This window comes from Vibrio sp. SG41-7, assembly GCF_014164465.1.
Classification (GTDB): Bacteria; Pseudomonadota; Gammaproteobacteria; order Enterobacterales; family Vibrionaceae; genus Vibrio; species Vibrio splendidus.
Window position 1 is genome coordinate 13688 of the sequence record NZ_JACJFF010000008.1, and the last position, 14364, is coordinate 28051.

A 14364-nucleotide genomic window follows, 5' to 3' on the forward strand; every position below is an offset into this window, starting at 1 on the left:
ACAGAATGGTCATGGCGTGGCGACTTTATTGCTCGCGACTGTATTGCTGACGACGGTTTTGATGTATTCACTTGGCGACAAACCAAACTTCCCTTTAAAGCGCTGACAAAAACGCCCTTCCGATTGATAACCGCAAGACTGAGCCAACATCGCCACATTCTGCTGTCCGTTTTGCATCAGATAAAGCGCATGACTCAACCGAACTTCAGCCAAAACCTCTCGATATTGCATGCCTTCAAGTTTCAATTTTCGGATAAGCGTGGCGCGGCTCATCGCAAAGCGCTCTGCTACCGACTCTAACGGATGTTTCTCGTCCGGTGAATGTGAAAGGTAATGGCTGAGCTTTTGGCTAAAAGAGACGTTGGCACTGACAAACAATCGATGCAACACCCCTTTTTCGGCTAATTGCTGGTATAAGCCCTGCAACCAAAACTGCTGGGTCTCTTTACTCATGCTTTGTCTATCAAAGGAAAACAGAGCATTGAGTGAATCTTGTAAGCTACGATCCGCTTGTACTTTAGGCAGCCCCAGATCATTCGAGCGTTCCTCACTTAAATCAAGCATCGCCTGAGAAGGTTGGAATTGAAAGCTGAACACTCGTGATAAGAAGCGCCCTTTGTGGGGCATATTCTCAAAGCTTAATGACGCTGATGCCTCACACAATAACAGCTCAGAATGTGAGAGTTCGGCCGCTGAGTCTTTCCAAAACAGGCGCTTACTACCTGTAATGATCTGAATGACACTAGGAGATAGAATCCTCACATTGCGCAGTTTTTGTAACTGCTCTGCACGAAAGATCGTCACTTGATATTGATGATTCATCTCATCCCCTTGTTTACTTGTTATCAACGACCAGCTATCGCATCAATAACTGGTCGCTTTATTAGCTTGTGTCAATTACTAACGTGTATAAAGCTATTAACGTGTGTAAGTTGTAGTCAGTTTCGCTTTGCCTAAAGCCATGCTGTTTAACGTGAATCCAACCACAGCCGACGGCGTGTTTTCGTCTAGGTTGAGCTTATCCGTTGGCAATGCCCAAACCGTGAATTGATAACGGTGCATACCATCTTTCTCAGGAGGACAAGCACCACCGAAACCTACCGCTCCATAATCGATACGGCCTTCTTTGCCACCCACTTTAGAGATATCGACACCACGAGGTAGCTCGCTCACTGTTGCTGGAATATCAAACGCGACCCAGTGCCAGAAACCACTTTCAGTTGGTGCATCTGGATCATAGGCCGTGATTGCAAAGCTTTTGGTTCCTGCTGGAGCATCTTTCCACATCAACTGCGGTGACAAGTTCTCGCCATCACAGCCCCAACTTGAATATTCAAACGTCTTCGCCATTGGGTGACCTTCTTGAATATCATTACTCGTTAATTCGAATGCCTGAGCCGAGCCCGCTGTTAAGATACTAAGTGCCAATACTGATTTAATGAGTGTTTTCATGGTGGTTCCTCTGATTAGGTATGAGCCCAGTATAGTCCCCTCCATCCGCCCAATGATAACAATAAGTACATAATTACCTAGTTTAATCCATTCAAATGATACTTACTGTATTTTCAATTTATTATTTTAAAACATGACCCACTCGACAATTTGTTGTTAAAGGAACACTTGTTGACATTCAGGTTACAAATCACGTCCAAAACTCTTTAGACTCGCCCCACGACTTTTAACGAGAATGATTGGATGCGCAGGTTTACCTTAGCCCTTGGCTTGATCTTTTGGCTCCCAACTCTAGCCAATGCCCAAAGTTTGCAAGACAAGTGGCAAACCCTGTATCAACTGAGCTGGCAATCATCCCCAATCCTAGTATCTCAACAAGAGTTGGCTCAGTATCCGAAAGTTCTGCTTCATGAACGTAGCCGCTATCCTGATTTCAACCAATTCAGTTGGGACGACATCGCAGCGTTAGCGTCAATACAAGATCACTGCCGAGCGATTGAAAGCAATAACCCTTCATTAGATGACGCCATCGAGTTTGAGCTCGCTTTGTGTCAGCAACAAGCATTGGATTCCATTTGGTTTGCAGCACACTCCAAACGACACCCTGCAGGTGGCAGTTTTGCTGATCGTTATTTAGCCGCTTACCCAGATGTGACCGAGCAGATACGCCCATTTTTGAGTCTTACCAACCCTCAGCACCCTTTATATAACAAGCTAGAAAACCTAAGTGCACAAGGCAGAGAAGCACTGCTCAGTGGATACCGAGCTTGGCAACAGGACGATGTGCTTTGGTTAAGTGGCGAGCAAGGCTGGAAAGCCATTCCCTTAGATGTTTGGCAACCTATTGCAGAGCGGCAAGAGGTATCTTTGACGGGTGAAACCTGTACTTTTCGTTACAGCAACGTGTGCTTAAGCGAGCCTAGCAATGACAATCTGATCATGAAAACCTTGATCTTTACATTGCTGTTAACGTTGCTTTCCGGACTCGGTAGAGTCTTATACCTAAGAACAAAACAACGAAAAGAGAGGCAGTTCGTTTTACAGCTTCTTACTCATGAACTGCGCACGCCAATTACTAGCCTAGGTCTAACCGTCGAGATGTTTAGAAATCGCTACGATGACTTTTCTGATGAAACTCAAAATGCGGTTTGGCGTTTAATCTCTGACTATCAAAGGCTCTCTCAACTCACCGAAAACAGCAAAGTGTATCTAAGTTCGGAGCAGTCGGAGCCTTTGTTGAAGCAAAATGCATCATTAGAAGAGTGGCTCGATCATGTCTGTGAGAAGCACAATATCGAGTATCAATGTGATTCAAGTGATGCTGAACTTAACCTACCGTATTACTGGCTAACCATCTGCTTAGATAACTTGATTAAGAACGCTAAACAGCACGGTATAGGTGAGGTTTTGGTCAAGGTAGAACTCGCTGATAAGCTCAGGATTGAGGTGCAAGACGAAGGTCACTTCCCTTCTTTTCTGCAACGGTTTGTATCTCGAGCAACACCGAATATCAATCACAGACAAGACAACATGGGCATTGGCCTCACTATTGTCGAACACTTGATGAAACAAGCGAATGGCCGTCTCATTATTCTTCGTAACCCAACCCGATGTATTTTGGAAATAGCTTATGAACACCCTACTGCTGATTGAAGACGACCATCTACTTGGACAAGGCCTCGTCAGCTTCTTTGAGTCCAATGGTTACCCATGCCTTTGGGCGATGGATTCAGAGAGTGCCAGTAAGCAATGGTTCCGCGCCGATCTAGTGATACTGGATCGACAACTCGAAGACGGTGACAGCTTGCGACACCTGCCGAATTGGCTACTCCTCAAAGCGCTTCCTGTGATTGTGTTAACGGCTAAAGTGGAAGTCCAGCAACGCGTAGAAGGCTTAATGGCAGGTGCCAAAGATTACGTCACTAAACCTTTCTCAAACGAGGAGTTGCTTGCTCGAGTCATTACCCAACTTCGTCCGTTAGGGGTGAGCCAACTAAATTACGCCAACATTGAAGTCCGCTTGTCTGAACGAATCGCTTATTTGGATGATAGCCCGATCACGTTAAAACCTAAAGAGTTCCAGTTATTGGTCTTGTTTATTCAGAACCAAAGTCGTGTGTTTCATCGTGATGAGTTACTCAATAAGATTTGGGGTTATCAAGCCTTTCCAAGTACCCGAACCGTGGACAACCACATACTGCGGTTACGTCAAAAGCTACCAACGCTGAATCTAGAAACGCATCGTGGAGTTGGTTATCGTTTGGCTGGGGAATCACAATGAAAGTAAGATCTCTAACAGCACTGTTCTGCGCATTGTCCTTTGCGTGTAATGCGGCATGGTTTACAGACACGCCATTGCAACATACGTATCAATCTCTACTTGATGAACAACCTCAAGTTGCGTGGCAAGAGCTTCAAATCGCACTCGATCAACAAACACTTGATAGTGAGCTTTGGTTGCCAGTTAAACAAGAGATACTGAGCCAAACTCAATGCGGAACTTCACTAAGACAAGACACTGAAACGAAACATCACATTCAAGTTAGCTTCATTCGACGTTACGGCCTGTCATCGCAAGGTTATCAAATCAAAGTCGCTGCAGAACAACTCAGTGAAGACATGAAAATCCAAACACAACCTATCTCTCTGGTTTCCCCAAGAGGTAAAATCCTTCTCGATGGACAACTCGCTTCTAACAATGAGTATCAAGAGATTGAGACCAGTGAAATGTTTATCAAACCCGAATCTGGTGTTTATCAACTAAAGATAGGTTCAAACCACTATCCTATTGTTGTCGCTTTAGACAACAGCAAGCGATGGTTAACACTCGAAAGTAAACTCAGCGAACCACATATCGTGATCACGCCACCGAAGGTGATCGACAACTGCCCTAACGCCAATGTGAGTTGGCAATGGTTCGATGAGAACTACAACCTGTTAGGCTACAAAGTGCCAATCAAGACAGCGCAAGCACCCGTTCCCACAGAAAGCCCGCTAGGGACTAATGCCAAACATTTGAGTGCCTCGGTTGAAATGTTTGAATACCAAGGCGCGATTGAAGTCCAATATGTACAGCGTGTCGCGGTGCCTTTCTAATGGAGTGCTTTCAGAAGAAGATTAGAAACTAGGTAATGCAGAAAATAGAGACATATAGGTGACAAAGCACTAGCGCTACTTGGGTGTAATAACCGTACTTACCCTTTACGGAATCTAGATATGCTCAGCGTACGTCACCCACTCAATCTTTCTACTTGTGCCATTGTAGCTTTAACAACAGCTTGTCTGTTTTCATCCAATACACAAGCGAGCCAAATAACGCTAACCAGTAATAGCAGCGTTAGCGCTAACACCAGTAACAACAATACAGTCTCTATTTCATCGAATACTTTAGAGATAGATTGGAACGGCTTAAGCGTTAACAGCGGCGCTCTCACCGTTGATAACCAACCACAGAAAGTGACCAATCTAGTCATTGGTCTTTCCGATAAAACTAACTCAGCAAAGACTGCAACTTGGACCTTAGTACCTAGTGGGATAAACATTGAGGCAGAGCTAAATCAAGATCAACTCACTTTTCAGTTCAGCTTCCCTTCAAATATGCAGGTGAAACGTAACCAGCCCGTAGAGTTGGCGTGGTTCGATCTTGCAGAAAAACAAACTCAGACCCTATTTCTTCCTTTTAGCGAAGGCATGCGTGTCCCTACAGATAACAAGCTTTGGGGTAGTTATCTAGTCGACAACCATTCTGGAAGCAACACCACTCAAGACCTAAAGATACCTTTTTGGACAGCACAACAGAACGACCACTTAATTAGCTATCAGATGATTAATGCAAGCAACAATCAACTGCTCTTTTCAGATGCATCCTCTAATGCTTCCTCAAATACAAAGACCAAAATTGATATGAAGGCATCACACCAATTTACGATGCTCAATCAGTCACAGCCTTTTATTGTTCGTATCACCCTCGGAGACTCGTGGTTAGATGGTGCCAAACAGTACCGAGATTGGCGCATCAATAATGACCAGTCTGAAACACTTGTAGCAAAGCAAAAGCGCAATCCAGATGTGAGTAAGTTGATCGGCGCGAGCCACGTTTATTTGTTTGGTAAAGATCCATTAAGCGTCCAGAATGTGAGCGACTGGTGGGGATTGAAAACATGGTATCTAGAGAGGTCTAAACTCAGCATTTCTGCGGAAGCGAAAAGAGAGCTGTCGTCACTGTCTAAGGGTAAAGATTGGTTCAGTCAGTATCACAAACAACTATTGTTGGACTCTATTAGCCAGTCATTGCAGGTGTTATATCCTGTTGGTAATCCGACACTCGAAAACAACACGATTAAAGCTCAATACGTGGCAGCGCAGAATAAGAAGAACTGGTTGCTAGAGCACGCTTCCCCTTACCTAAACTCGTCAGACACTTGGGGACAAGCGTTGTCTTCAGACATGGTCACCAACCTAAATAAGGCAGGCTTAAACAAACTGTGGCTAGGATTCGATAATTGGATGCCAGCATTCTATCAACCTAACGCCGTGGCTATGGCAAAACAGTCCGGATATCTAGTCGGTACTTACGATTCCTACAACACAGCCATTCCTGAGAAGCTCAATGACAACTGGCTAACCGCTCAATTACCAGAGCCAATGCGTCAAAGTTGTGCCATTGAACTAGCGGATGGGAGTTTGAAAAAAGGATTTCGTGGAAACGGCTTTTACTTAAACCCGAATTGCCATTTAGAATACGTAAAACAACGCGCTCAAGACATTATGAGATTCGGCAACTTCAACAGCTTGTTCTTAGATGTTGATGCGACGGCCATGGCACGTGAGGACTACCGCGATAACACCAGTGAGTCGGATATACTTTCTGCCTTCAATAACCGAATGCAGTGGCTTAGCGAGCAACCATCGTTAGTATTAGGATCTGAAGATGGCAACAGCCTAACAACAAAAGGCATCGCGTTTGCGCACGGCTTAGAAACGGTTGGTTTTGGCTGGACAGATAAAGACATGCAAGAGAATCGCCAATCTCCCTATTACTTAGGTCGTTGGTACCCAGACCACAAGCCTGACTTCTTCTTTAAACCCGCCGAGGTTAAAGAGCCCTACAAGTCGCTACTGTTTTCGCCACAATATCGAATCCCGTTATACCAAGCCGTTTTCCACGATGAAGTGATCAATACGCACCATTGGCACTCAGACAGCCTTAAATTCACTAATGTACAAGCAGAACGTGACTTAATCGCCATGCTGTACAACACACCCCCGATAGTTCACTTAACTAGAGATGAAGCGTTATCAAGTTCAAGCCCAAGGGTCAAAGCACTCAAACACTATCAAGATGGCTTTGAACCAATGCACGAACAGTTATGGGATAAACAGTTGGTCGATTTCGACTGGTTAGATAAGAACGGCGATGTTCAACAAACCGAGTTCAGTGACAGGAGTAAGATCATAGCCAACTTCTCCAACAAGGCATTTCGTCACAACGGTATCGATATTGCTGCCTTATCGGTCAAAGCTATATTAGTGAATGGACAAGTCGTCGACTGGCAGCCCAATCATAGTTAGCTTCAATACGGTTTAGACAAAAACGAATAATAGGAAGCTTAAGCACTTATTTAACCGCTAATGTTCAGCCCGTTACTTGTGCTTCCTATTTTGAAAGGCAGTCAGTAGATAGTCGATAAAGACCTTCTTACGTTTGGGCATCAACTGCCTGTCTGCATACACTAGGCTTACTGAAACTTCTGGCATCTCATATTCAGGTAACAAACGAATCAGCTTACCTGTCTTGAAGTGTTCCCGACAAATGAATTCAGGAAGCACCGCCAAGCCGAGCCCATCCACACACGCTGTTAGGCATGCCGTGATGGTATTCACCCGCAACTGACACGGTAGATCGATCAAAATCGACTCTCCGCCTTCTAATTGCAAATGCCACTTGGGTAAACGCGCCGCCTTGTTCACCACCTCAATCATTCTGAATGGCGGTTTAAGATCATCGGGTGAAGAGATTTCACCGAACTGTTCTAAATACTCAGGGCTGGCTACCAATACACGCTTCGATGTTGTGAGGTAGCGAGAAACCAAGCTCGAGTCCACTAGCTCACCAATTTGTGCGTAAAGATCGATCCCCTCCGCAATGATGTCGACTTCTCGATTCGACAGTTCTAAGTTCAAAGTCACGTTTGGGTGCTCTTTTAGGAAACTGTGGATGTATGTGGCTAATACTTGATGTCCCAATTCGACAGGCAACACAACATTCAACTGCCCTCGGATCAAATCCTGATTGGCAGAAACCTCTAACTCAGCTTGGTTCATGATCTCTTGCATCTGCATGCTCGACTGATAAAAGCGCTCACCCTCTGGCGTTAAAACTAAACTTCGTGTCGAACGAGTGATCAACCTCACACCTAGGTGCTGCTCGAGCTCGTCAAGCTTTCGGCTGACGGTCGACTTGGTCATGTTCAATGCTTCAGCTGCGTGCGTGAAACTCCCACAATCAACAACTTGTGTAAAAACAGTCACAGCATTTAAGTCCATCGTACTTCTCCCAAAGCTATATTAGTAAGATTTTTGCAACAGTGTTTCCCTTTTTTCCTATCTTATCAATCAATCGAATTCACTTACAATTCGTTACATCTAAATAAAAACAAAATGAGAAATAAAAAATGACAGAGAACAACAACGCTTCGCAATCAGTAAGCACAAAAAAACGTAAAAAAGCCCCGCTTATTGCTACTGCGATCATGCTGTCATTAGGTCTAGCTGGCGCCGGATATTGGTACGGCTATGGCCAATACTTCGAATCTACCGACAATGCCTACCTACAAGGCGACATCACGAATATAAGCCCGAAGGTGTCGGGTTATATTGTTAAGTCTTACGTGAGTGATAACCAATCGGTTAAACAAGGTGACTTGTTGGTTCAAATCGATGATCGTGATTACCAATCTGCACTTGCTCAGGCGAATGCGCATTTAAGCGTCGTTCAATCAAGCGTACACAACCTTATCGCTAAACAAACGTTACAACGTAGCCAAATAAATCAAGCCGAGAGCCGTGTTGATTCCGCACAAGCTGAATACGAGCGTGCAATCCAACAAGTCGTGCGTTCTCGTAGCTTATTAAAGCGTAACTATGCTTCGCAAGATGAAGTCGACAGCATGGTCGCACAACAAAAAGTCACCCAAGCAGAACTTGAAGAAGCAAAAGCAAACCTCGTCGCAAGTAATGATCAGCTAATCGTGATTGCGAGTGAAATCGAACAAGCAAACGCATCCGTGACTGAAGCTCAAGCACAAAGAGATCAAGCACAACTTAACCTTGATTACACCAAAGTTTACGCGCCAACAGATGGCGTGATTGGTAAACGTAGCGTCCGTGAAGGCTTGCTGATTCAAGCAGGCGCACCACTTATGAGCTTGGTACCAAACAACCAAGTGTGGATTGAAGCTAACTTCAAAGAAACACAGCTAAGCGGCATTCACAAAGGCCAAACGGTAGAAGTCGAACTGGATGCCTTTCCGGGACAACCACTCGAAGGCGTTGTCGACAGCTTCTCCCCTGCCACTGGTGCAAAGTTTGCGCTACTGCCGCCAGAAAACGCGACAGGTAACTTCACTAAAATCGTTCAACGTGTACCGGTGAAAATCATCATTCCAGATCAGCAAGAATTGAAAGGTCGACTGCTTCCTGGTTTGTCTGTGGTAGCGACCATCGATAAACGAGGCTAGACCATGAGTAACGCTGGTGTTGTCACCCACACTAATGATGATGGCGAGGTTTCAAGACGTCATTGGATCGCCCTATTTGGCGGTTTGATTGGCGCGTTTATGGCGATTTTGGATATTCAGATCACCAACTCGTCTCTCAAAGATATTCAAGGCGCGCTGTCTGCCACCTTAGATGAAAGTTCGTGGATCTCTACGTCTTATCTAGTCGCAGAGATGATTGCTATTCCACTCAGTGGTTGGCTTTCCAAAGCACTCGGTAAACGCCGTTATATCACGTGGACGACGGCCATTTTCACCATTTCATCTTTGTTGTGTTCGTTTTCTTGGAACATGACCTCGATGATCGTGTTCCGAGCGATGCAAGGCTTCAGTGGTGGCGCTTTAATCCCGCTTGCTTTCTCGTTAGTGATTCAGTTATTGCCTGTTAACAAACGTGCCGTGGGTATGGCACTGTTTGGCGTAACCGCGACCTTTGCTCCATCGATCGGCCCAACATTTGGTGGTTGGCTGACGGAGAACTTTTCATGGCACTATATTTTCTACATCAATATTCCGCCCGCTTTGCTTGTGATCACCATGATCCGATATGGCTTGGATGATGAAAAGCTCGACCTTGGCACCCTGAAAAAAGCGGACTGGTTTGGTATTGCCACCATGGCGTTAGGGCTAGGTTGTTTGGAAGTGGTACTAGAAGAAGGTAACCGTGAAGAGTGGTTCAGTTCGAGCTTTATTATTGGCTTGAGTATCGTGTCGGCGGTGAGTTTGGTTTATTTCGTTATAAACGAACTCCAACACAAAAAGCCATTGGTTAACCTGCGGCTATTGCGGGATGGGCAGTTTGCTATGTCCTGTATCGCCTATTTGATTTTGGGGATGGCGTTGCTTGGCTCTATCTATGTGCTGCCGATGTATCTCACTCAAATTCAGCAATATAACGCGATGGAAATTGGTGAAGTACTAATGTGGATGGGTTTCCCACAGCTTCTGATATTCCCAATTGTGCCCAAGCTAACACAGATAATTAAGCCTAAGTACTTGGTGACCTTTGGCTTCGCAATGTTCGGTTTCAGTTGTTACGTGAATACGCACATGACAATCGATTTTGGTGGGCAACAGCTGATTTTGTCTATGGTTCTGCGTGCTATCGGTAGCCCATTTATTATGGTTCCGCTGTCTTTGGTTGCCATGAAAAACATCAGTAAAATGGATACACCAGATGCATCAACGTTAACCAACGTGATGCGAAACTTAGGTGGTGCTTTCAGCATCGCGATTATCGCTACGCTATTGGATAACAAAACCCGTGAGCACTTAGCACACATCAAGGAGTCGTTGCCTTCTGTGAGTCAACTTGGTTGGCAGACGCTTCAGCAACAACAAGCGTTTTTCATTCAATCAGGAAGTGATGCCGCAACGGCGATGCAACAAGCGCAAGCAAGCTTACTTGGTACAATGCAACGTGACGCTGCCATCATGGCTTACAACGATGTGTTCTTAATGATGACGGCGTTCTTGGCTCTAGCGGCAGTATTGATTTTTAACATGCGTGATTAGCGCTAGTTTTTTAGTTAGTAAAGCTTCAAAAAAGGCTACATTTCGGATAAAAAATCGAGTAAAAAAACAGAGAGGTAAGCTTATCGGCTTACCTCTTTTTTATTTCTAAAACACGGATAACCCCACAAAAATAAGGTAAACGCAGCCTGCGTTTGAAGGCTTTCATAAATGTTATCGAATACTCTTTAATTACCAATAGTTTATTGAGTGTTTGTATGTGATATAGGCACCTTGACAATGTGCAACCTGACACCTAAATTAAACATAACATTTGGTATTGAGGAAAATGGATTTGACCTTACCAACAGACCTGCGGGTTTTGATTGTCGACGACTCTAAGAGCGCAACAATACTTATTAAGCAGCAACTCTCGAGCTTGGGCATTTCACATGATTGCATCTTTATTGCGACCGATTATCGACAAGCCATCAAGGCGGTCGAGACGCACTCATTTCATGTACTCCTCATCGATTACCACTTAGAACAATCCTTCACGGGGTTTGAGCTTTTGGGGATCCTCTATCGAAACAGGCTCATCGATCATACAGTCGCCACGATTCTTGTTTCTGGGGATATGCGTCAGGAAACCGTATTGACGGCCCTTTCTGGCGAAGCACATCACTTTGTTTCTAAACCGATCAATACTCAATCTTTAGGCAAGAAGATTCAAAGTGCTGTGTCCGTTTCGAAGAAACTCACCCAACTGAATGACTTATATCCGATCACTAATTTGGAACGATTGACACAAGCGTTAGCGATCTCCCCTAATGGCAATAGCGTTCAGTTTGAAGCGACATTGATTGAACACTTAATTGGAGGCAAAGAATGGGATTTGCTTTCAAGCACAATCGACAACTCGAACACGAAAATGCACCCGACCAAATTAGTCGCAGAGGCATTAATTCTAGACAGCTTGGGTAAACCGAACCTAGCCATAGAAAAGCTCCACAATTACCTGATTGCTCAGCCGTTGTCATTAAACGTTATTGATTGTTTAAGCTGCATTTATGAAAAACATAATATGTTACTGCCCGCGCTTAAACTGGCCATAAGAGCGTTTGAAATGACGCCTAGCATCAGTCACCGTGCGATAAGAGCAATCGACTTGGCAGAAAACGTCGACAACACCCTGATGCTTATCAAGCTTGGTGAGATGTACGCGACGCATATATCGTCTGCCGACATTGATATTATTCATTCCATTAGCGCTCACTTCAGTTCACTAAAGGCGACCTACCAACGTGAGACACAATTAAAGTACAAACGCATTCTGCTGGAACATGCTAATCAATTCACAGAGTTGGTAAACCTCAAACTTCCGGTAAAACAACAGCAACAAGTTCTGGCCAGCCTTGCCCTATTTCAAAGTAATATTTTACTCATTGAGAACAGCCCTCAAGTTGCTCACAAGAAAGTGATTCGAGCCTCGACACTGTTAGCAAATAACTTTTACAACCAACCCACTCACTTATTGCTTCAATTGCTGCCTCTCCTGACTCACTTTGGCGAGTACTCCCTGTACCACTTAGTTACAGAGTGCTTAAAAGCTCGAGGGGAGACAATAAACCACCAACTCGAATCAAAAGATGTAGACCCTTCTACTTGTGTAAATATCGAAAATTCCGATTCCATCCAAGAACTAAAGGACTACATTCACAATTACCCATATTCAATTGCGGCGAAACTTGACTATATATATGCCGTCCATAAAGCTCATATAGAAGAAAACCTTAGACACGAATACTTGAAACAGCTCGCGCAGCTAGAGCTTCCACCAAGATGGAGCCAATGGCTCAGTGATTCATTAAGATCTGGTTTTTCTACTAAGCCGCCCAGCCCATTTTCAACATACAGCCGACAGGAGTCTATATGCTAGATTTTGATGCCCTAAATGCCTACTTAGATAATGACAAAGAAGTGATTTTCGCTGTGTTGTCTGTGTATCAAGAAGACCATGGCAATTCATTAGAAGAGATACAAGAACTGGTACAGCAACAGGATTGGGGCAAGCTTCATTTTACCGTACACACATTAAAAGGCATATTAGCCAGCTTCGGCGAAGAAACCGCCACCGTGGCCTTAGAAAGAGTCGAGCAAAACACACTTAATAAGCTTGCACCTCAAGATGATGATCTTTCTGTTATCTACAGCGAAATGAAGATCATCAACAAACAAATCGATGAGGTGCTCAGCACTTATTAGTCAATTCAATGAGCTTTTAGTAATCACTTTCAGTCTTCAGTAATAGCTTTTAGTATTCCGTAACAGCTTTTAGTCTCCACTAATAGTTTTTATAGTTTTACGCAGCAAACAATGTCAGCTGAACAGGTTAAAGAGCTGAGGTACTTTGGCAACATGGAACCTCGACTCTTGCCACGTTCTCCTCATTTTCCCTATCAATTATATAGCCGCCCGCTCCTATAAATTCACTCGGTTTATCTACATACGCCAATGCATAACACATACTTTATAAGCTATGCATATTCATGTTTCCTATGAAAAATCGACACGTTCGATGAGATGTAAAATGGTTAAATATTTGTAGATCTTTTTGTGACATAAACATACGAAATTGCATTTTATTTATTGGTAAAGAAGAAACTGTTATCTACACTCTAATGAAACCAAGCGTTAATCACTTGGTGGCATAATAATAAAATAAAACGTTCAGTCGGCTAGATAAGGACAAGGAAATGAACAACGATAGTTTTGCTGCGTTTCAGGGGCTCACGGATGAAACACCCATTACCGAATCATTTTCTACCACTGCAGAACCTTATGCTCACTATCTAAAGGATATTGTGGGGATTGATCTGCTGTCGCGTGAAGATGAGGTGTATTACGCAAAATTGAATCGCGCTGGTGACAAGCAAGCACGTGACATCATGATCGAATCAAACCTGCGACTTGTTGTAAAAATCGCAAAGAGTTACCTAAAACGTAAAGGCAACAACTTCACGCTGCTCGACCTGATCGAGGAAGGTAACATCGGCTTAATCAAAGCAATCGATAAATACGACCCCGAACCCGGTTATCGCTTTTCGACTTACGCCGTATGGTGGATTCGAGAGAATATTGAAGCGGCATTGATGAACAAAGGTCGTACTGTCCGATTGCCCGCCCACGTATGCAAAGAAATAAACAGCCTCGCGTCCAAGAAGCTCGATGTAAGTAAAAAAATGAGTAAAGAGATTTCTATTTCAGAGTTGTCAGACAGCTCTGGCGTTAAGGCAAAACGTGTCGACCAACTCGTAGCGCTTAGCGGGTTTATTGACGTGACAACAACGGTTGGTATCAGCCACGCACCGATAGTACTTGAACAGTGTGAAAGTGAGTATATCCCTGACCCGCAAAAAGATTGTGAAGATCAGTCTTTTACCCAAGCTCTAGAGCAAATCATAAACACACTGCCACCCAAATTACAGAAGGTTCTCATTCACCGTTTTGGTTTCTTTGATAACAAGGTGAAAACACTGTCTGAGGTGGGACAAATGCAAGATGTGAATGTTTCTAATGAGCGTGTTAGACAAATGCAGAAAGAAGCAGTCGAGAGAATTCAAAAACGACTCAAATTTGATGGTTGGGTGTAAGTCTCAACCCTACTGAGAAGTAATAACGA

At 44.1% G+C, this 14364-nt stretch carries 12 protein-coding genes; 9 read left to right on the forward strand and 3 right to left on the reverse strand.

What is annotated here, in order from left to right; genetic code table 11:
- Window positions 1-9: 9 nt before the first annotated feature.
- Both H5300_RS03575 and H5300_RS03580 read right to left on the reverse strand, forming a co-directional pair.
- Entirely contained in the window at window positions 10-822 is an 813-nt protein-coding gene (locus H5300_RS03575; protein ID WP_182795435.1) for a helix-turn-helix transcriptional regulator, read from the reverse strand.
- Between the two features lie 96 nt (window positions 823-918).
- Window positions 919-1452 (reverse strand): YbhB/YbcL family Raf kinase inhibitor-like protein, encoded by a 534-nt coding sequence (locus H5300_RS03580; RefSeq protein ID WP_182795436.1) that lies wholly within the window; start codon window positions 1450-1452, stop codon window positions 919-921.
- A gap of 243 nt (window positions 1453-1695) precedes the next feature.
- Between H5300_RS03580 and H5300_RS03585 the strand changes: the two genes are divergently transcribed.
- The 4 genes from H5300_RS03585 to H5300_RS03600 all read left to right on the forward strand — a co-directional run bounded on the left by H5300_RS03585 (window position 1696) and on the right by H5300_RS03600 (window position 7023).
- Window positions 1696-3105, forward strand: coding sequence for a DUF3404 domain-containing protein (locus H5300_RS03585; RefSeq protein WP_182795437.1), 1410 nt, complete (start codon window positions 1696-1698; stop codon window positions 3103-3105).
- Window positions 3083-3733 (forward strand): response regulator transcription factor, encoded by a 651-nt coding sequence (locus H5300_RS03590; protein ID WP_182795438.1) that lies wholly within the window; start codon window positions 3083-3085, stop codon window positions 3731-3733. Before H5300_RS03585 ends, H5300_RS03590 begins: the two co-directional genes overlap by 23 nt.
- Window positions 3730-4548, forward strand: a complete 819-nt coding sequence (locus tag H5300_RS03595; RefSeq protein ID WP_019350986.1) for a DUF2861 family protein — start codon at window positions 3730-3732, stop codon at window positions 4546-4548. The genes H5300_RS03590 and H5300_RS03595 overlap by 4 nt, the downstream gene beginning before the upstream one ends.
- A gap of 120 nt (window positions 4549-4668) precedes the next feature.
- A complete protein-coding gene (locus tag H5300_RS03600) occupies window positions 4669-7023 on the forward strand; it encodes a glycoside hydrolase (RefSeq protein ID WP_182795439.1) in 2355 nt (784 codons plus the stop codon).
- Window positions 7024-7095: 72 nt separating this feature from the next.
- Here the strand turns inward: H5300_RS03600 and H5300_RS03605 are convergent, their stop codons facing one another.
- Window positions 7096-7998 carry a LysR family transcriptional regulator gene (locus H5300_RS03605; RefSeq protein WP_017097897.1) on the reverse strand — a complete coding sequence of 301 codons (903 nt, stop codon included), beginning with the start codon at window positions 7996-7998 and terminating at the stop codon, window positions 7096-7098.
- 128 nt (window positions 7999-8126) lie between these two features.
- Here H5300_RS03605 and H5300_RS03610 point away from each other — a divergent pair, with 128 nt between their 5' ends.
- The 5 genes from H5300_RS03610 (at window position 8127) to H5300_RS03630 (ending at window position 14335) form a co-directional block, all read left to right on the forward strand.
- The gene (locus H5300_RS03610; protein ID WP_182795440.1) at window positions 8127-9191 is read left to right on the forward strand and encodes an HlyD family secretion protein; all 1065 of its coding nucleotides are present in this window, start codon (window positions 8127-8129) and stop codon (window positions 9189-9191) included.
- A 3-nt stretch (window positions 9192-9194) separates the two neighbouring features.
- Window positions 9195-10745, forward strand: a complete 1551-nt coding sequence (locus H5300_RS03615) for a DHA2 family efflux MFS transporter permease subunit (RefSeq protein ID WP_004730582.1) — start codon at window positions 9195-9197, stop codon at window positions 10743-10745.
- A 286-nt stretch (window positions 10746-11031) separates the two neighbouring features.
- Window positions 11032-12621: a response regulator gene (locus H5300_RS03620; protein ID WP_182795441.1), complete on the forward strand. Its 1590-nt coding sequence runs from the start codon at window positions 11032-11034 to the stop codon at window positions 12619-12621.
- Window positions 12615-12947: an Hpt domain-containing protein gene (locus H5300_RS03625; protein WP_017079133.1), complete on the forward strand. Its 333-nt coding sequence runs from the start codon at window positions 12615-12617 to the stop codon at window positions 12945-12947. Before H5300_RS03620 ends, H5300_RS03625 begins: the two co-directional genes overlap by 7 nt.
- A 491-nt stretch (window positions 12948-13438) precedes the next feature.
- The gene (locus tag H5300_RS03630) at window positions 13439-14335 is read left to right on the forward strand and encodes an RNA polymerase sigma factor RpoD/SigA (protein ID WP_182795442.1); all 897 of its coding nucleotides are present in this window, start codon (window positions 13439-13441) and stop codon (window positions 14333-14335) included.
- Window positions 14336-14364 lie beyond the last annotated feature (29 nt).